The 17,179-nt window shown below is 58.2% G+C and carries 18 protein-coding genes and 1 other RNA gene; 14 read left to right on the top strand and 5 right to left on the bottom strand.

Annotated elements, in window-relative coordinates:
- Positions 1–299 precede the first annotated feature (299 nt).
- Positions 300–881: a DUF2796 domain-containing protein gene (locus AAC035_RS02425; RefSeq protein WP_339799627.1), complete on the top strand. Its 582-nt coding sequence runs from the start codon at positions 300–302 to the stop codon at positions 879–881.
- Positions 882–883: 2 nt separating this feature from the next.
- Here the strand turns inward: AAC035_RS02425 and AAC035_RS02420 are convergent, their stop codons facing one another.
- Positions 884–1,414 (bottom strand): DUF3299 domain-containing protein, encoded by a 531-nt coding sequence (locus tag AAC035_RS02420; protein WP_339799625.1) that lies wholly within the window; start codon positions 1,412–1,414, stop codon positions 884–886.
- A 138-nt stretch (positions 1,415–1,552) separates the two neighbouring features.
- Here AAC035_RS02420 and AAC035_RS02415 point away from each other — a divergent pair, with 138 nt between their 5' ends.
- From AAC035_RS02415 to AAC035_RS02390, 6 genes are all read left to right on the top strand, one after another.
- The gene (locus AAC035_RS02415) at positions 1,553–2,248 is read left to right on the top strand and encodes an ATP-binding cassette domain-containing protein (protein ID WP_339799623.1); all 696 of its coding nucleotides are present in this window, start codon (positions 1,553–1,555) and stop codon (positions 2,246–2,248) included.
- Entirely contained in the window at positions 2,245–3,507 is a 1,263-nt protein-coding gene (locus AAC035_RS02410) for an ABC transporter permease (RefSeq protein WP_339799622.1), read from the top strand. Before AAC035_RS02415 ends, AAC035_RS02410 begins: the two co-directional genes overlap by 4 nt.
- Positions 3,508–3,730: 223 nt before the next feature.
- Positions 3,731–3,937, top strand: a complete 207-nt coding sequence (locus AAC035_RS02405; protein ID WP_339799621.1) for a TIGR02449 family protein — start codon at positions 3,731–3,733, stop codon at positions 3,935–3,937.
- On the top strand, positions 3,937–4,248 hold the full coding sequence (locus AAC035_RS02400) for a cell division protein ZapA (protein ID WP_339799619.1): 312 nt from the start codon (positions 3,937–3,939) through the stop codon (positions 4,246–4,248). The genes AAC035_RS02405 and AAC035_RS02400 overlap by 1 nt, the downstream gene beginning before the upstream one ends.
- A gap of 61 nt (positions 4,249–4,309) precedes the next feature.
- A non-coding RNA gene (ssrS, locus tag AAC035_RS02395) (6S RNA) lies at positions 4,310–4,490 on the top strand.
- Between the two features lie 51 nt (positions 4,491–4,541).
- Complete coding sequence (locus AAC035_RS02390; RefSeq protein WP_339799617.1) at positions 4,542–5,204, top strand: 5-formyltetrahydrofolate cyclo-ligase; 663 nt, start codon at positions 4,542–4,544, stop codon at positions 5,202–5,204.
- 2 nt (positions 5,205–5,206) lie between these two features.
- On the opposite strand, the gene AAC035_RS02385 is transcribed toward AAC035_RS02390, so the two are convergent.
- Together AAC035_RS02385 and ilvA are read right to left on the bottom strand one after the other, a co-directional pair.
- Positions 5,207–5,356 (bottom strand): hypothetical protein, encoded by a 150-nt coding sequence (locus AAC035_RS02385; RefSeq protein WP_339799616.1) that lies wholly within the window; start codon positions 5,354–5,356, stop codon positions 5,207–5,209.
- Positions 5,357–5,585: 229 nt separating this feature from the next.
- Complete coding sequence (gene ilvA, locus AAC035_RS02380) at positions 5,586–7,118, bottom strand: threonine ammonia-lyase, biosynthetic (protein WP_339799614.1); 1,533 nt, start codon at positions 7,116–7,118, stop codon at positions 5,586–5,588.
- A gap of 161 nt (positions 7,119–7,279) precedes the next feature.
- Between ilvA and rpiA the strand changes: the two genes are divergently transcribed.
- Entirely contained in the window at positions 7,280–7,963 is a 684-nt protein-coding gene (rpiA, locus tag AAC035_RS02375; RefSeq protein ID WP_339799613.1) for a ribose-5-phosphate isomerase RpiA, read from the top strand.
- A gap of 183 nt (positions 7,964–8,146) precedes the next feature.
- Positions 8,147–8,674 carry an inorganic diphosphatase gene (gene ppa, locus AAC035_RS02370; protein WP_339799611.1) on the top strand — a complete coding sequence of 176 codons (528 nt, stop codon included), beginning with the start codon at positions 8,147–8,149 and terminating at the stop codon, positions 8,672–8,674.
- Positions 8,675–8,752: 78 nt separating this feature from the next.
- Here ppa and AAC035_RS02365 read toward each other — a convergent pair whose 3' ends face one another.
- Together AAC035_RS02365 and AAC035_RS02360 are read right to left on the bottom strand one after the other, a co-directional pair.
- Positions 8,753–9,802, bottom strand: a complete 1,050-nt coding sequence (locus AAC035_RS02365) for a DUF2333 family protein (protein ID WP_339799610.1) — start codon at positions 9,800–9,802, stop codon at positions 8,753–8,755.
- 111 nt (positions 9,803–9,913) lie between these two features.
- Entirely contained in the window at positions 9,914–11,905 is a 1,992-nt protein-coding gene (locus AAC035_RS02360) for an EAL domain-containing protein (protein WP_339799609.1), read from the bottom strand.
- A gap of 186 nt (positions 11,906–12,091) precedes the next feature.
- Here AAC035_RS02360 and AAC035_RS02355 point away from each other — a divergent pair, with 186 nt between their 5' ends.
- The 5 genes from AAC035_RS02355 to prmA all read left to right on the top strand — a co-directional run bounded on the left by AAC035_RS02355 (position 12,092) and on the right by prmA (position 17,169).
- Positions 12,092–13,705, top strand: a complete 1,614-nt coding sequence (locus AAC035_RS02355) for a diguanylate cyclase (protein WP_339799607.1) — start codon at positions 12,092–12,094, stop codon at positions 13,703–13,705.
- A gap of 250 nt (positions 13,706–13,955) precedes the next feature.
- On the top strand, positions 13,956–14,399 hold the full coding sequence (aroQ, locus tag AAC035_RS02350; RefSeq protein WP_339799605.1) for a type II 3-dehydroquinate dehydratase: 444 nt from the start codon (positions 13,956–13,958) through the stop codon (positions 14,397–14,399).
- Between the two features lie 27 nt (positions 14,400–14,426).
- Positions 14,427–14,891, top strand: a complete 465-nt coding sequence (gene accB / locus AAC035_RS02345) for an acetyl-CoA carboxylase biotin carboxyl carrier protein (RefSeq protein WP_339799603.1) — start codon at positions 14,427–14,429, stop codon at positions 14,889–14,891.
- 20 nt (positions 14,892–14,911) lie between these two features.
- The gene (gene accC / locus AAC035_RS02340; RefSeq protein ID WP_339799601.1) at positions 14,912–16,258 is read left to right on the top strand and encodes an acetyl-CoA carboxylase biotin carboxylase subunit; all 1,347 of its coding nucleotides are present in this window, start codon (positions 14,912–14,914) and stop codon (positions 16,256–16,258) included.
- Positions 16,259–16,272: 14 nt separating this feature from the next.
- Positions 16,273–17,169, top strand: a complete 897-nt coding sequence (gene prmA / locus AAC035_RS02335; protein WP_339799599.1) for a 50S ribosomal protein L11 methyltransferase — start codon at positions 16,273–16,275, stop codon at positions 17,167–17,169.
- Positions 17,170–17,179 lie beyond the last annotated feature (10 nt).

Below are 17,179 nucleotides of genomic sequence, written 5' to 3'. Positions count from 1 at the left end.
GAGACCACCGTGCAATTCCGAGGGGTGACTGAACGCACGGCACTGGTTGAACACCGTGACCCAGGCTTCAAAGCTGTCAGGGCTTGTATCAGAAATTGGTGGCTGACTCATGAAAACGGATTACCTGTCATAATTTCGGGTCTCCAATCCTAGCATTTACCCGATGCCATGGCACGGGGGAAGACCCCGGCAATTCCCTGCTGACCGGGTATTACAGGCTGATTACCCGGTGGGATAGTGCTTGACCTTGTCGCCCCAGCCGGTAAATTACGTTATAACGTATCAACAAGGAGATCGTCATGAGGGTTTCCCGTTTCAGCCCCGTCTCAGCCCTGCTGGCAGTGTCTTTTGCAGCGGCGCTGCCGGTAGCCGCTGACAGCGGCAGCCTCGGTGCCCATACCCACGGCGAGGCCAGTATGCAGGTGGCGGTTGAAAGTCAGCGAATCGATGTGCTGTTCCGGTCACCGGCCGCCAACCTGGTGGGGTTCGAGCATGAGCCCCGCAATGAGGACCAGAAAGCGCAGCTTGACGATGTGGTGGAATGGCTGGGAACCACCCCTCTGGTCAACAACCTGGCGGGAGACTGTCTGGTGGTCGATGCGGTGGTACACACTCAGCGGGATTCAGGCCGGAAACGCCACGACGATGATGACCACAGCCACGATGATGATCATCACCATCACGCCGCCGCGGACAGCCACAGCGAGTTTGACGTCTCGCAACAACTGCGCTGCGAAAGCGATTCCCTGCAAGGCCTGACCACGGAACTGCAGGATCGTTATCCGGCCATCGAGCGCCTGATCGTCGACTGGGTTACCGACAACCGCCAGGGACAGCTCAGACTCACGGGCAACAGCCGGACCATTTCGCTCGACCGCTAAAGTTACTCGTAAGGCTCGACCAGATCAGCTTCGATAACGTAGGAGGCCAGCGCGATGTCGTTTTCCACACTTTCGGTCCTCAGTACGCCCTGCACCCACATGGGCTCATACAGGACATCCAGGGTGAAACCGGGCTGGTAGGTCACATGGATGATCTGGTTCGGGGGTGGCGGTGGCACATGGATACAGGCGCCGTAGTAAGGCACCAGAAAAAACTCAACAATCCGCTGTTCGCTGCCCACCACTTTCAGAGGCACCACGAATCCCGGAATGCGGGCGGCGGTCTGATCCATCTCGGGCACTACCCGACCGGTCATGATTTCGTCCGGCAGGGTGACAGGGCCCTCGCCGTCGTGGTCAATTTCCGGCATGCTCTCCAGCAGCAGAAGATCCTCCGGAGGCATCAGTTCAAGCCAGTCAACCTCTTTCCACTCTGGCCTGTTGTCCGGCTCCGCCAGCAACGGTGATGCCAGCAGAATACCGACCAGGAAAATGACCGGAATTTTTGAGCAACGCACACTTTCCGTAAACATTAACAGACATCTCCGTGAACCAATTTCAGAGTCTGGCTTCAAACAGGCGACGCAGCAAAGCAGACCAGAGCGCAGATGGTGCCACAACCACCGGTAATCTGACATGACCAAGTATTCAGACAGGAGTTCCCTCTCCCGATGACAGCCTCAGCCGCAAGCCATCCGCCTCTCATAGTGGCCACATCCGGTCTCAGGTGGCAATGGCGTGGACAACATCTCTCACTGAACTTTCCTGACATAAATCTCACGCAGGGCGACCACCTGTTTCTCAGGGGTGCCAGCGGCAGCGGCAAGAGCACCTTGCTGGGCCTGCTCAGTGGCCTGCTGAAACCCCAGGCCGGCGAGCTACAGGTGCATGGCCAGGATCTGGCCAGTCTGGGCGGCGGCAGGCGCGACCGGTTAAGGGCAGACTGCACCGGCGTCATTTTTCAGCAGTTCAATCTGGTGCCCTACCTGAGCACCATCGCCAACATCACCCTGCCCTGCCGCCTGTCCTCCGTCCGGCGCCAGGCCGCGGGCGCAGACCCTGAAAAAACCGCAGAGGCTTTATTGTCGGCCCTCGACCTGCCTTCCGAAGCCTGGCACCGTCCGGTCACTGAATTAAGCACCGGCCAGCAACAACGGGTGGCCGCTGCCCGCGCGCTGATGGGTGCGCCACCACTGATTCTGGCCGATGAGCCCACCTCGGCCCTGGATACTGTAAACCGCGACCGTTTTATCGATTTGTTGCTGGGCCAGGCTGATGCCTGCGGCAGCAGCGTTATCTTTGTCAGCCATGATCCGGGCCTCGCCGGTCACTTCAGCCAACAGCTGACGCTGGAGGACGGCTCATGAAACTGCCGCTGACACTTTCCCTGGCCCTCGCCAGCCTGTGGCACCGCAAAGGTGTGCTGGCCCTGGTCACCCTGACGCTGACCCTGAGCGTAACCCTGTTGCTGGGTGTGCAATATCTGCGCACCGAGGTCCGCCAATCCTTTACCAATACCGTCAGCGGTACCGACCTGATCATTGGCGCCCGCAGTGGCGAACTGAACCTGCTGCTGTACTCGGTCTTTCACATTGGTGACGCCACCAACAATATCCGCTGGTCCACCTGGGAATCGCTGCAGGAAGATCCCCGCATAGACTGGCTGGTGCCTTTGTCGATGGGTGACAGCTATCGGGGCTACCGGGTCATCGGCACCGACCGCGGCTTTCTCACTCACTATCAATATGGCAACAGCCAGCCCCTGAACCTCGCCGAAGGCCAGTGGTTTGACGAGGTTTTCGAAGTGGTACTGGGCGCCGAGGTTGCCCGGACCTTCAGCCACCAGACCGGTGACGATATCATTGTCTCCCACGGTGGCGGCAGCACCAGCTTTCTCCACCATGACAATCACCCGTTCAGGGTGACCGGCATTCTTGCCCCCACCGGCACGCCGGTAGACCGGGGGGTTTATGTCAGCCTGGAGGGACTCGAAGCCATTCATATCGGCTGGGAGTCAGGGGTACCCATGCCTGGCCGCAGTGTTTCCGCCGAACAGGCCCGCCAGCGGGACCTGACACCAAAATCCATTACCGCTGCCCTGGCCGGCATCGAACGTCGGGTGCTTACCTTTCAGGTGCAAAGGGATATCAATCAACGCCAGGGCGAGCCATTGTCAGCCATCCTGCCCGGTGTCGCGCTCAGCCAGCTGTGGCAGATACTGGGTCAGTTCGAACAGGCCTTGCTGGGCATCACGCTGTTCGTGGTCATCACCAGCCTGGCCGGACTATTGGCCGTACTGATGACGCTGCAGGCACACCGCTATCGGGAGATTGCCATCCTTCGTGCAACCGGCGCCCAACCACCAATGATAGCTGCGCTTTACGTGATTGAATGTGTTGGCCTGAGCCTGCTCGCCACCGGGTTGGCGATCGCCACCTGGTACGGCGGCCTTGCGGCGATCAGCCCCTGGCTACTTGAGTCCTGGGGACTGTCGGTCCGTTTACGGGCGCCTGATGGCAATGAATGGGCGATCCTGGCCGGGGTTCCCGTGGCCGGCGCGCTGGTTGGCCTGGTGCCGGCTTTGCGGGCGTGGCGGGCGGGAAACCGCTATCATGGCTGGGCCTGATCTGACCGGAGCTGTGAGCTGGACCCCAGATCACAGCTCCATTACCAACCTGCAAATTGACCCTTTTGCATACCCCACTTATAGTTACGAGGCACGGTCCCGGGTGCAATACCACCTGGCCCGGGTGTAGGGTGAATGAGTAGAAGACGCGGAATCCATCCCGAACGTCCAGATAACCGGAGGCCTGCCAGACCGCAGCGCCCCGACACCGACCGGAATCACTATGGAACAGTCAGAATTGCAGGCCATGGCGGACAAGCTGGACCGCCTGATAGAGCGCTGTCGCAAGCTGGAGCAGGATAACTCTGCCCTGCGGGAACTCCAGGACGAATGGAACCGGGAGCGGGCCCAGCTCATTCAGCGAAATGACCTGGCCAAAAACAGAATTGAGGCGATGATCGGCCGCCTCCGGGCGCTGGAGCAGCACTGATGGCCAAACCTTCCTCTACCACCGTTGAGGTCAGCATTCTCGAAAAGGACTACCTGGTGGCCTGCCCTCCTGAACAACAGGATGCACTGCGCCGGGCCGCCCGTCATCTCGACTCCCGGATGCGTGAAATCCGCACCACCGGCAAGGTCCTGGGAACCGAGCGCATCGCCGTCATGGCGGCACTCAACATCACCTATGAGCTGCTCGAAGACAGCACCATGTCCGGTGCCGCCGGGTTACTGCTTAAAGCCATGGACGACAAGCTTGATGCGGCCCTGGGCACCGACACCAGGGAAAAGTCTGCCGGCTGAACAGGAAAAGTAGCGGCCGGGCTGTTGCAATCGCCCCCCATTGTCCCCGTATAATGAGACCAACTTCCTGGGTTGTTCGCTGGTCGGATACGTCCTCGAGCCGATGCGCAATACCCAGGTGGCCACTTCAGGGCATTGTGAGCAAGTCCCCCCCGTAGGGGAAAGCCTGATATGTTACAGCGGCCACCACCTTGAACCTTGGGTTCAAGGGCCATGTCCGATAACGGCAGCCCGGGAAGCTTATTTTTTCAGTACAGGCAAGTAACCGCCTGACCTGCGTGAATCCTATCTTTGTGACCAACTTCCGCCCATTCGATTCCAGTTTAACCACCGCTGCCGAGCTTCCGCCTGCCAACGACCGCAAAGCCTTGCGCAAAACCTTGCGAAAACGCCGCCAGCAGTTGTCACCCCTGCAGCAGAAACGGGCAGCCCGCAATCTTGCCCGGATACTCAACCGAAGCCTCAACGTAATACGGGCACGCCATATAGCGGTCTACCTGCCCAGCGATGGCGAGATCGATCCCCAGGCGTTTATCAGCATGGCCCGTCGCCGGGGTGTCCGGTTCTATCTGCCGGTGCTGCACCCGATTTATTCCGGGCGACTGGTGTTCATGCCCTGGCACTCCGGCAGCAGACTCACAGCGAACCGGTTCGGCATACCGGAACCCGCGTTCCATGCACAGGAATGCCGGCCGGCCTGGGCACTGGATCTGGTTCTGATGCCCCTGGTAGGGTTTGATGAGAGCGGCGGCAGGCTGGGTATGGGGGGCGGATTTTACGACCGCACCTTTGCCTTTGCCAGAGTTCGCCAGCGCCTGTGCCCGACATTGATCGGGCTTGCTCATGAGACACAGAAGGTGCCTGAACTGGCGATGGCAAGCTGGGATATTCCACTGGATGCAGTGGTCACAGACCGGACGCTGTACGACCCCCGGTCAAAAGAGGTCAGCCAGTAACTTCAACGGCTGGATACAGGCTCTGCGGAAAGTTCACTGGGGGGCATTCGACGACTGTCTTCGGAAGCCTGCAGTGAGGTCAGTCCGGTGATCGCCAGACCAATTGCAAAAACCACTACTGCTGCCCGAATCATGTCCGGTCTGTGCGCCATTTCATCCCCCCGGTTATTAATTTGCACCGAACGTTCAAGTCCCGCTCCGGCACCAGACTGCCTATCCTCTGAAGGTGATCAAAAGATGATACAAAACAGGGTGATGCCATGAACTCTTCGGAATTTTAAAGAGGTTAACAGCTATTCCCGAATTTACAATTTTTGACAGATTAATTTTTGGCCATGAAAAACGGGGCCTAAAGCCCCGTTCTGGTGCAACCGGTCAACTTCAGCGGCGATTATTGCCCGCCCCCAGAAACAGCTGATAAGCCTCGTTATCCGTTTCATTGGAGTAGCGGAAGCCAACGCGGTCCAGCATCAATTCGAAATCCTTCAGTTCATGCTCCACCACCTGGGCTCCCATCAGTACCCGGCTGTAGGCGGCACCATGGTTGCGATAGTGGAACATTGAGATATTCCAGCGCGTACCCAGTGACATCAGGAATTTGAGGAGCGCCCCCGGCCTCTCCGGAAATTCAAACTGGAACACCTTTTCATTGGGCACTGCCGGCGCATGACCGCCCACCATGTGCCGGATGTGCTGTTTCGCCAGGTCGCTGTCGGTCAGGTCCACAACACCATAACCGGTCTCCCGCAGACTCTGGACCAGCTCCTCCCGGCCATGGCCGCCGGCCTGAATCTGGATACCCACAAAAATACGAGCCTCTTCTGCACTGGCGTAGCGATAATTGAACTCGGTGATGTTGCGCTTGTGCAGAGCATTGATAAAGGTCTTGAAGGCGCCGGGCTTCTCCGGAATGGTTACCGCCAGAATCGCTTCCCGCTTTTCGCCGATTTCCGTGCGCTCGGAAATATACCGCAGGCGATCGAAGTTCATGTTGGCGCCACTGAGAATGGCCGCCAGGTTCTCACCTTCGATCTGCTCCCGTTCAACGTATTTCTTCATCCCCGCCACCGACAACGCACCGGCAGGCTCTGAAATGGAGCGGGTGTCTTCAAACACATCCTTGATGGCAGCACAGATCTCGTCAGTGGAGACGGTAATAACTTCGTCCACATGGTCTTTGCAGATTTCCCAGGGCGCCTCACCAATCTGCCGTACAGCGACACCGTCGGCGAAGATGCCCACTTCGTCAAGGATGACCCGCTCACCAGCTGCCAGCGCTGCCTGCAGACAGTTCGAGTCGTCCGGCTCGACCCCGATCACCCGGATATCCGGGCGCAGGTATTTTATGTAGGCGGCCATGCCAGCAATCAGGCCACCACCGCCCACCGGAATAAACACCGCATGCAGGGGTTGGGAAAACTGCCACATCATTTCCATGGCGACGGTGCCCTGACCAGCAATGACATCCGGATCATCATAGGGCGGGATATAGGTGTAACCGTGTTTTTCAACCAGCTCCTTGGCGTGGGCGGCGGCCTCATCAAAGGCATCGCCTTTCAGTACCACCCTGGCCCCCCGGTCCCGCACAGACTTCACCTTGATGTCCGGCGTGGTCTGGGGCATCACGATAACCGCCTTGATGCCCAGCTCCTTTGCCGACATGGCGACGCCCTGAGCGTGGTTGCCGGCCGATGCGCAGATGACACCCTTGGCTTTCTGGGCATCGGAGAGCTGGGCAATACGATTGTAGGCACCTCGAATCTTGAACGAAAAGACCGGTTGCAGATCCTCCCGCTTCAGGAGCACATTATTACCCAGACGCTTGCTGAGATTGCGGGCTTCGGTAAGCGGGGTTTCGATGGCCACATCGTAGACCCGGGCATCAAGAATTTTTTTGATGTAGCGTTGCGGCATAATTCTGGCTTCCGGACCTGGAGGAAAAACGGACAGTGTAGAAAGATTGCAGGGTCTTCGTCTATAACTGCAACCTGACCACCGCTATAATAGAGACCCTGACGCAAATTGCGCGGTCAGTTCAACACGCACCCGAAAGCAGCCATCCGCCGGAGAAAAGCATGAACCAGGACGAACTGAAACAGGCGGTAGCCAAGGCAGCCCTCGACTACATCGCACCCCGCCTTGAGCGCAGCAGTGTTATTGGGGTTGGTACGGGCAGTACCGCCAACTTCTTTATCGATTACCTGGCCACCATCAAGGATGATTTCGATGGTGCCGTTGCCAGCTCGGACGCCACTGCCGAACGCCTTAAAAAGCACGGCATTCCGGTATACGACCTGAATTCAGTCAGCGATCTTGAGTTTTACGTTGACGGCGCAGACGAAGCCAATACCCGGCTCGAGCTGATCAAGGGCGGTGGCGCAGCCCTGACCCGGGAAAAGATCGTGGCAGCGGTGGCAAAATTCTTTATCTGCATCGCCGACGAATCCAAGCAGGTGGACATACTGGGCAGCTTCCCGCTGCCACTGGAAGTCATCCCCATGGCTCGCAGCCATGTCGGCAGGGAAATTGTGAAGCTGGGCGCTGATCCGGTGTACCGCGACGGTGTAAAAACCGATAACGGCAATATTATCATTGATGTTCACAACATGGATCTGTCCCGGCCAATCGTGGCGGAAGAGCGCCTCAACCAGATTGTCGGCGTGGTGACCAACGGTCTGTTTGCCCGCCGCCCTGCAGATTTGCTGTTGCTGGGCACCGCCAGCGGCGTCAAGAGCATCCCCCGCACCCCACATCAGTAAGCGGGCGGATATTTCTGACCTCCGACGTTGGTTGAGTTTCGAATCGCAGCCAATAGCCGTATAATTGCGCGCACTTTTTAACCGGGTGGCTGTTCCTCGACCGACTATCGGCGGTGGACCAGTCACCGCACGCCCATTTCATAACCGATTTCATTCATCAACAGACCGAATAAAGGATCCGCCATGAACTTTGATCATATCCCGGCCGGAAAGAATCCGCCTGAAGACATCTACGTTGCCATCGAGATTCCGGCCAACAGTTCACCGGTCAAATACGAGATTGACAAGGACATGGGCGCCCTTCTGGTGGACCGATTCATGACCGCACCCATGTTCTACCCGGCCAACTATGGCTTTATCCCCCACACCCTGGCGGATGATGGCGACCCACTGGACGTGCTGGTCGTCACCCCCTACCCGGTGCAGGCGGGTGCAGTTATTCGCTGCCGTCCGGTCGGCATATTGAACATGGAAGACGAAGCCGGCGGCGATGCCAAACTGGTTGCCGTCCCCCATGACAAACTGACCAAGGCCTATACCGATGTTCAGGACATCGATGACCTGCCGCAAATTCTGCGCGACCAGATCCAGCACTTCTTCGAGAACTACAAAACCCTCGAAGCCGGCAAATGGGTCAAGGTTCAGGGCTGGGATAACGCCGCCGCAGCCAGAAAAGCCGTTGAAGATTCGGTGAAGAATTACCAGGGCTGATCATTGGTCAGGCAACAAAAAACCGGGTCTTTTGAGCCCGGTTTTTTGTTGCCTGCTGATCTGAAAGATGTGTCGACTCTAACCCTGCGAAAGCAGTGCCCGCAGATCAGACACCGCCGAATTGGCACGAGACAGGTAAGCCGCCATGGTTAGCGAGTGGTTGGCCAGCAGTCCAAAGCCGCTGCCATTGAGCACCATCGGACTCCACATGGTGGCCTGGGACTCCTCCAGCTCAATAATGATCTGACGAACACTGGCCTGGGCGTTCTTGTCGCTCAGCACCTTGCGGAAGTCCACTTCGATGGCACGGAAAATGTGCAGTAACGCCCAGGATGCGCCGCGGGCCTCGTAGAACACATTATCCCGCTGTGTCCATGGGGTTTTAATATCCTCGCCCCGGTCCTCCTCCGCCAGCGGGTCGCTGTCATCCTGTGCCGCCAGCGCTTCATTGACGGATGGCTTGCCGACACTCTCACTGAGGGTTCGTGACAGGCTGCCCAGCCGGGTTTCCAGATCCCCCAGCCAGTTATTGAGATTGTCCGCCCGGGCAAAGAAACGGGCCTCGGGCTGATCAGGGTGCGAAAGACGATCAAGGTAGCGATCCAGTGCACGAATACCCTGGCGATACTCCGCTTCGGTTGACGGCAGCATCCAGCTTTCGCTGTCGAAATGGAACTGGGGTTCTGCATCCACCAGATCAGAGTCTTCCGCAGACTGACTCTGGGACCGGCTGATATCCCGCCGCATGGCCCGGGTCAGGTCCCGCATCTGAATCAGAACACCATATTCCCAGCTCGGCATGTTATCGAGCCACAGTCCCGGCGGGAAAATGTCGTTGGAAATATAGCCGCCCGGCTTGTCCAGCAGAGTTTCGGCAATCCGGATCATGGTGGAGGTCGTGGCAAATCCGATCACGGGTTCCCGGTTCATCTCTGTGGCCAACGTACGGGTGTGCTCACGAACCGAAAAGGTATCGGGTTCGCTGCTCCAGTACATGCCCAGAATGATGGTGATCGCCAGATACACCACCACGACGGTTGCAATCAGCTTTCCGGTTCGACCGCCGCCGGACATCGACTTGAGATTAAGCCAGAGAGTCGTGGGTAGTTTTTTGATACGTTCAAGCATCGCCTGTCGCCCTGTCTGCTGAATGTCAGTTGCTTCCGCACCCGGAAGATCCCGGCTCCGGGACCTGCCAAGATGACCGAAAGCTCATAATAGTGCAACGTTATGAGCTTTTTACGATTGCCGATCGTCAACCGGTCCGGGGCGGCCCAGGTGGTAGCCCAGGCCGCCGTCAACCCGGACTGCTTTCAATACCCGCCACTCGGATTCCGTCTCCACCCCGGAGGCGAATACCCGCACCCCTCGCCCATGGGCAATGGCGACAATCGACTCGAGGAAAAACCGGTTTTCTTCCTGCCGGTCAATGCCATGAATGAACGAGTGATCAATACGCAGTGCCTGCACCGGAAGATTCTTGAGATAGCTGAAAGGCACCCCTCCCACACCAAAACGATCGATCATCAGCCGGACACCGCACCGACGCAGCCCCCGCAGCAATAACTGCACGGGCTTGCGCTGATTGGCCACGGCCTGTTCGGCGACCCCCACCCACAGCCGCTGACACACAACGCCGGCTGCCGTGACTTTCGCCAGCACCTGCGGGGCAAACTCAGGGTCGGACAGAGACGAGACACCCAGCGATACACTGGCCACCAGATCAGGCTCCCGCGACAGGCGTTCCAGCACCTGCTCCAGTACCAGCAAATCAAGCTGGCTCATCAGGCCGAAGCGCTCTGCGATTGGCACGAAAACATTACCCCGAACCCATTCCCGTTCGATCATCAGGCGCGAAAACATCTGGTACCCGATCAGTTTGTCATCATCACCTTCAACCAGCGGCTGTTGCCACAACCAGATCTCCCTGCGGGCGAGCGCTCCGGTAATCAGTTCCCGCCATTCATCGGCACCATGATGCCCGGTGGCCAGGGCATTGGCACAAACACCTGAACCGCTCTCGGTCTGGGCACTCCGCAGGGACTCATCCGCCGCTTCGAACATGGCCCGGACAGTGCCGTTTTCAGTGGCGCCGGCAACACCGCCGTGAACCGCCAGACCATGACCATTCTCCGGGGCGGAGAACTCAACACACTGGTTCTGGAGCTCTGCTACCAGTTCCCGGCACCAGATCAGCGCGTCGGCAGCGGATGCACCGGGAATGAAGATCGCAAACTCGGCTCCGGTGCGGCGACCGGCAAAGCTTCCGCTGTGTTCCTGCAAAAACCGGGTAACATGCCCCGCCAGACTTACCAGCAGCTCATCCGCTTCCAGCCGGCCGACATGGCGATTGAACTCGTCGAAGCGGGACACCTGCAACAGCACCAGAGCCCCCGGTCGGCGCCCCTCCTCGGACTCGGCCTCCACTTTCAGGCGACGGTCGAAGGCGGTACGACTGGCGAGCCCCGTCAGGGCATCCTCGTTGTTCATTTTGCGCAGATGGTGAATCAGCTTTGCCTGACCTTCAAACAACTGCTCCAGGTCGTCCGTCATCTGGTTCATGGCGGCGGTCACCCGGTTCAGCTCGCGGGTAGAGCCACTGCGTGCCCGATGCCTGAAGTTGCGCCGGCCAATGGCTTCGGCCTGACGTTCCAGAGCCGCTAACGGCCTCAGCATTCTCCCCAGAAGAAGATACAGCGCTATCAGATAGAGGGTTCCGACGATGAGAGCCGAGAGCGACAGCCAGAAGGTTATCTGCCAGAGATCGCGGTACGCCCGGCCGGGATTCCCCACCACCCTTACATACCCCAGCCACTGCCAGCCCTGCATGACATCAGCCATGCCTTCGGGCCGAGGCAGACTGACCAGCGGAATGAACCAGTCCGGAACATCACCGCCGGGAAGTGACTGCCGGCGACCCGCTATGCGCTCGCCCTGATGATTCATGAATTCAATCACCAGGTAATCACCGCTATCAAACATCGCATCAATCAGGGATGCGACGGCAACGGGGTCGCGGGCGTCAATTGCATTGGAAAGTGATAACCCGACCGCAGTTGCAGCATCCCGGGTGTGCCCTTCCAGTTCATGGACCATATAATTCCGGAAACGGTCAAAACTGACGGACACACTGATCACCAGCAGTAACAGCACCAACCCGCCGGTGAGCACCAGCAGCAGTGAACGCAGAGTCACCTGACCTGTTTGCCGGACGGCTGTTTGCAAACGCATCCTTGCCCTCCTCCCATGGACGCCCCTGATCGGGGTTGATATCGGCAGACCCGGCAGTAACAAAGCTTTACACACTACGGCCTGCGTCAAACAATACAAACACTATAGACTGCAAGAGCGCACACATCCTGTGAACGGCCTGTTAAAACACCAATAAACTTCAGCCCCAGGACAACCGGTAACGCCATGACAGACGAGTCCCAGAAGGAAAAGCTGAGACAACACTTTGCCCGTCGTGTAACCAATCAGGCTCGGGTGGTGCTGGATACCTGGCAAAAAATCCACAGCAGCCCTGGCGATGCGGCTCTGTTCCGGGACGATCTGGCCACCGCCAATGAAAAGCTGATCCGCTATGCCAGCCGGTTTGACATGGAAAACTATGCCAGAGCCGGCGCCCTGATCGACCAGGGGCTCAAACAATGGCCCGCAGCAGAACCTGCGGATCACCTGCGCCTCAGCCGACTGAGAGAAGGTATTGCCGCCCTGGAAGAGAGCACCCTGCGTCGCTCTGACCGGGACGACAGTCAACCGCCAAGAATCTACCGCAAGACTCCGGTCTACATTGCGCTCGACAGCCACGAACTGGCCAGCCGACTGGTTCGCCAGCTGGAGTTCTTCGGTTTCCGGGCCGAGGCATTTACCGACCCTGAGTCACTGATGGAAGCCTGTGCCCTGCACAAGCCTGAAACCATTCTGATGGATGTGGTTTTTGGCGGCTCTGCAACCGGTGGTCTTGCCACCATCGAAACCCTGCAACAGCGTCACGAAACCCCGATACCGATCATTTTCATCAGTGACGATGACGGCAGCATCGAGACCCGTCTGCGGGCGTCACGCTGTGGCGGCGAGGAATTCTTTTTCCCGGCAGTTGACCCCGGTCAGCTTATCGAAAAAATCGAGACCTACACCCACCACAGCTCTATTGAGCCCTACCGGGTGCTGGTCCTGGATGATTCCCGGGCTCAGGCCAAATTCATGGAAACGGTGCTGAAAAAGGCCGGGCTCACCGCCCACATCATTACCGATCCGATGCAGATCATCGTGGCGCTGGAGGCCTTCAATCCCGAGATTATCATCCTCGATATGTACATGCCGGGATGCACCGGAATGGAAATTGCGCGGGTGATCCGCCAGCAGGACCGGTTTCACAGCGTGCCCATCATCTACCTGTCGGCCGAGGATGACGTTAGCAAGCAACTCCATGCCATGAGCCTGGGTGGCGATGATTTCCTTACCAAGCCCATTGATCCGAAGCACCTGATCGCCACCATCCACAATCGCGGTCGCCGTGCCCGTTCACTATTGGCCCTGATGATCCGCGACAGCCTGACGGGACTGTTCAATCATACCCATACCCTGTACCTGCTGGAGCAGGAACTGGTAAAGGCGAGGCACAAGAACCAGAACCTGTGCTTTGCCATGATTGACGTGGATTATTTCAAACGGGTTAACGATACTTTTGGCCACCCGATCGGGGACCGGATTCTGCGGAGCCTGTCGATGTTTCTGAAACAGCGCCTGCGCAAGTCCGACCACATCGGACGTTACGGTGGTGAGGAATTCGCCATCATCATGCCGGACACCCGGGAAAGCGATGCCCGCAGCGTGCTCAATGACATCCGCGAGCGGTTCGCAGAGCTCACCCAGACCGCCGGAGAGCAGGAGTTTCACGTCACCTTCAGCTGTGGTGTCGCCTTATGGAAAAACGACAATGCCGCCACCCTGTGCGAACGGGCAGACCAGGCCCTGTACAAGGCCAAGGCTGCGGGACGTAACTGTGTTGTGGGAGCGGACAGCTGAGCAACCCGCGCGCTGCGGCAGGGCGCACCAGAAAATGAACAAGCTGACATGAAACCAACGTCTTATGGACGTAATCCGCTTGATTCCCGACAATGCGGTGCCTGATCGGGTGTTTTCGCGACTCTTGTCCACCCGGGAGGGCCACTTTGTCAAAAAGTGTTGAACCCGAAGCTCTCAAGAAGCATCATGGGCGAAAAATACGCAAAATGTCTGCAATTTTGTCCAAAAATTCAACAAGGTTTGTCTGACCATGGCTACGATTCTTGTCCTCCATGGACCCAATCTGAACATGCTGGGCGTCCGCGAACCAGATGTCTACGGCCATGAAACCCTGGAAGACATCAATGACCGACTGCACCGGCAGGCCTCGGATCTTGGTCACCACCTGCTTTACCTTCAGTCCAATGCCGAATACGAACTGATCGACCGGATTCACGAGGCCCGTGCAGAGGGTATTGATTACCTGATTTTCAACCCGGCAGCGTTCACCCACACCAGTGTGGCGCTGCGGGACGCAGTACTGGCGTCAGGCATTCCCCTGATCGAAGTGCACCTCTCCAATGTGCACGCCAGAGAGCCTTTCAGACACCACTCCTATTTTTCAGATATCGCTGACGGCGTTATCTGTGGTCTGGGCAGTCTGAGCTATGACCTTGCCCTGCAAGCTGCATTGAACCGACTACAATCACACTGACACCGATAAAACGGGACGTTGAAAACCATGGATATTCGAAAAATCAAAAAGCTGATTGAACTCCTTGAAGAATCTGATGTAGAGGAGATTGAAATTCAGGAAGGTGAGGATTCGGTACGCATTTCCCGGCGCCGGGAGCAACCGGCCGGCATGGGTATGGCCTACGCGCATTATGCGCCGCCGCAACAACAGGCACCCGCACCCACCGCCGCTCCGGCCCTGGCAGCCAGCGAACCGGAAGCGCCTGCCGCACCTTCCGGTCATGTGGTCAAATCACCGATGGTAGGCACCTTCTACCGCTCACCTTCCCCTACCGCTGCCTCCTTCGTGGAAGTAGGCCAGAGCGTAAAGGTAGGCGAGGTGATCTGCATCATTGAAGCCATGAAGATGATGAACCAGATTGAAGCCGACAAGAGCGGCACCATCACCGAGATCCTGGTGGAGAACGGTCAGCCGGTTGAATTTGACCAGCCTCTGTTCATCATTTCCTGAGCAACGGGTGACATAACATCATGGCCATGATTGAAAAAGTACTGATTGCCAACCGCGGCGAAATTGCGCTGCGGGTGCTGCGTGCCTGCAAGGAACTGGGCATTCGCACGGTTGCGGTACACTCCCAGGTCGACCGCGACCTGATGCACGTGCGTCTTGCCGACGAATCCGTGTGCATCGGACCCAACAGCCCCACTGAAAGCTACCTGAATATTCCGGCCATCATCAGTGCCGCCGAGGTTACCGACAGCGTGGGCATTCATCCCGGCTACGGCTTTCTGGCAGAAAACGCTGATTTTGCCGAGCAGGTCGAGAAAAGCGGATTCCGGTTTATCGGCCCCAAGGCCGACACCATCCGTCTTATGGGTAACAAGGTCTCAGCCATCGAGGCGATGATCAAAGCCGGCGTACCGACGGTTCCCGGCTCCGACGGCCCGATCACCACCGACGACGAGCGTACTCTGCGTATTGCCCGTGAAATCGGCTACCCGGTGATCATCAAGGCTGCTTCCGGCGGCGGCGGGCGCGGCATGCAGGTGGTCCACTCCGAGGCTTCGTTGCTGAAAGGGATCCAGATAACCCAGACTGAGGCCAAGAGCGCCTTCGGTGATCCCACCGTGTACCTGGAAAAATATCTGGAACGGCCCCGTCATGTGGAAGTTCAGGTACTGGCCGACACTCACGGCAACGTGATTCATCTGGGCGACCGTGACTGCTCCATGCAGCGCCGGCACCAGAAGGTTCTGGAAGAAGCACCGGCGCCGAACATCGATCCGGAAGCCCGTGCAGTGACCCTCAAGGCCTGCGTGGATGCCTGCAAGACCATCGGCTACGTGGGCGCCGGTACCTTCGAATTTCTGTATCAGGACGGTGCGTTCTACTTTATCGAGATGAACACCCGGGTTCAGGTGGAGCATCCGGTATCGGAAATGGTCACCGGTGTCGACATCGTGCGGGAGCAGTTGCGTATTGCCAGTGGCCTGCCGCTGCAGTACACCCAGGATGAAATCCGCATTTCCGGGCACGCCCTGGAATGCCGGATCAACGCAGAAGATCCGAAAACCTTTGTTCCCAATCCGGGCAAAGTGAAGCATTTCCACGCGCCGGGCGGTAACGGCGTACGGGTAGACTCACACCTGTACAGTGGTTATACGGTCCCTCCCTATTACGACTCCCTGATCGCCAAACTGATCACCTGGGGCGACGACCGTGAAATTGCTCGCCGGCGCATGAAGAACGCACTGGACGAGCTGGTCGTTGAGGGCATCAAAACCAATCAGCCACTGCACCGGAACCTGGTGCGCGACGGTGGCTTCAAGAACGTGGATTTCACCATCCACTATCTTGAAAAGCTGATGCGGGATTAGGACCCAGAAACACCATGCCCTGGATACAACTGCAAATTCCGGCTGATCCCGCCACTGCGGATCAGCTGGAGGATCTGCTGATGGAGATGGGGGCTGACGCCGTCTCCATGGAAGATGCCGCCGACCAGCCTCTGTACGAACCGGATCCCGGTACCACTCCGTTGTGGAGTGATACCCGGGTAACCGGCCTGTTTGATGCTGACCGGGATATTGATCAGATCTGCGCCGAACTGCGGGACGCCTGGCATCGTCAGACCCAGCAGGCCCTGCCGGAAATCGATGTATCACTGGTGGAAGACAAAGACTGGGAGCGGGCCTGGATGGACGACTTCCAGCCCATCAGGTTCGGCGAGCGGTTGTGGATTGTGCCGAGCTGGCATGATGCACCCGACCCGCAAGCCGCCAACCTGTTGCTGGACCCGGGCCTGGCCTTTGGAACCGGCACCCACCCCACCACGGCGCTGTGCCTGGAGTGGCTTGACGGCACCGACGTAACGGGACAGCAGATCATCGATTACGGCTGTGGCTCCGGTATTCTCGGCCTGGCTGCACTGCTGCTTGGCGCCGATCATGTGATTGGCGTGGATACCGATCCTCAGGCACTGGAAGCCAGCCGGGACAACGCCCAACGCAATGGCGTGGCGGAAGACCGGCTGGATCTGTACCTGCCGGGACAGGATCCGGAAACCAGGGCTGACACGCTGCTGGCCAACATTCTTGCCCAACCGCTGATTAACCTTGCCGTGAAACTTGCCGGACGGGTTAAGCCCGGGGGCAACCTGGTGCTGTCCGGAATTCTGTCCAGCCAGGCCCGAGAGGTGATGACGGCCTATGAACCCTGGTTCATCATGGATGAGCCAGCGCAACGGGAAGAATGGATACGCCTCACAGGACGCCGCATCGACAGATGACGAACCGACC

This window comes from uncultured Marinobacter sp., assembly GCF_963974375.1.
Classification (GTDB): domain Bacteria; phylum Pseudomonadota; class Gammaproteobacteria; order Pseudomonadales; family Oleiphilaceae; genus Marinobacter.
Note: the sequence above shows the minus strand (reverse complement) of the source record. Positions and strands in the feature narration are given on the sequence as shown.

Bases quoted from the DNA above. Each gene is read 5' to 3' on its own strand.
- AAC035_RS02405 (WP_339799621.1), top strand. From the start codon at position 3,731: ATGGAACAGTCAGAATTGCAGGCCATGGCGGACAAGCTGGACCGCCTG.
- accB (WP_339799603.1), top strand. From the start codon at position 14,427: ATGGATATTCGAAAAATCAAAAAGCTGATTGAACTCCTTGAAGAATCT.
- aroQ (WP_339799605.1), top strand. From the start codon at position 13,956: ATGGCTACGATTCTTGTCCTCCATGGACCCAATCTGAACATGCTGGGC.
- AAC035_RS02360 (WP_339799609.1), bottom strand. From the start codon at position 11,905: ATGCGTTTGCAAACAGCCGTCCGGCAAACAGGTCAGGTGACTCTGCGT.
- prmA (WP_339799599.1), top strand. From the start codon at position 16,273: ATGCCCTGGATACAACTGCAAATTCCGGCTGATCCCGCCACTGCGGAT.
- ilvA (WP_339799614.1), bottom strand. From the start codon at position 7,118: ATGCCGCAACGCTACATCAAAAAAATTCTTGATGCCCGGGTCTACGAT.
- AAC035_RS02410 (WP_339799622.1), top strand. From the start codon at position 2,245: ATGAAACTGCCGCTGACACTTTCCCTGGCCCTCGCCAGCCTGTGGCAC.
- AAC035_RS02385 (WP_339799616.1), bottom strand. From the start codon at position 5,356: ATGGCGCACAGACCGGACATGATTCGGGCAGCAGTAGTGGTTTTTGCA.
- AAC035_RS02420 (WP_339799625.1), bottom strand. From the start codon at position 1,414: ATGTTTACGGAAAGTGTGCGTTGCTCAAAAATTCCGGTCATTTTCCTG.
- rpiA (WP_339799613.1), top strand. From the start codon at position 7,280: ATGAACCAGGACGAACTGAAACAGGCGGTAGCCAAGGCAGCCCTCGAC.
- accC (WP_339799601.1), top strand. From the start codon at position 14,912: ATGGCCATGATTGAAAAAGTACTGATTGCCAACCGCGGCGAAATTGCG.
- ppa (WP_339799611.1), top strand. From the start codon at position 8,147: ATGAACTTTGATCATATCCCGGCCGGAAAGAATCCGCCTGAAGACATC.
- AAC035_RS02425 (WP_339799627.1), top strand. From the start codon at position 300: ATGAGGGTTTCCCGTTTCAGCCCCGTCTCAGCCCTGCTGGCAGTGTCT.
- AAC035_RS02355 (WP_339799607.1), top strand. From the start codon at position 12,092: ATGACAGACGAGTCCCAGAAGGAAAAGCTGAGACAACACTTTGCCCGT.
- AAC035_RS02415 (WP_339799623.1), top strand. From the start codon at position 1,553: ATGACAGCCTCAGCCGCAAGCCATCCGCCTCTCATAGTGGCCACATCC.
- AAC035_RS02365 (WP_339799610.1), bottom strand. From the start codon at position 9,802: ATGCTTGAACGTATCAAAAAACTACCCACGACTCTCTGGCTTAATCTC.
- AAC035_RS02400 (WP_339799619.1), top strand. From the start codon at position 3,937: ATGGCCAAACCTTCCTCTACCACCGTTGAGGTCAGCATTCTCGAAAAG.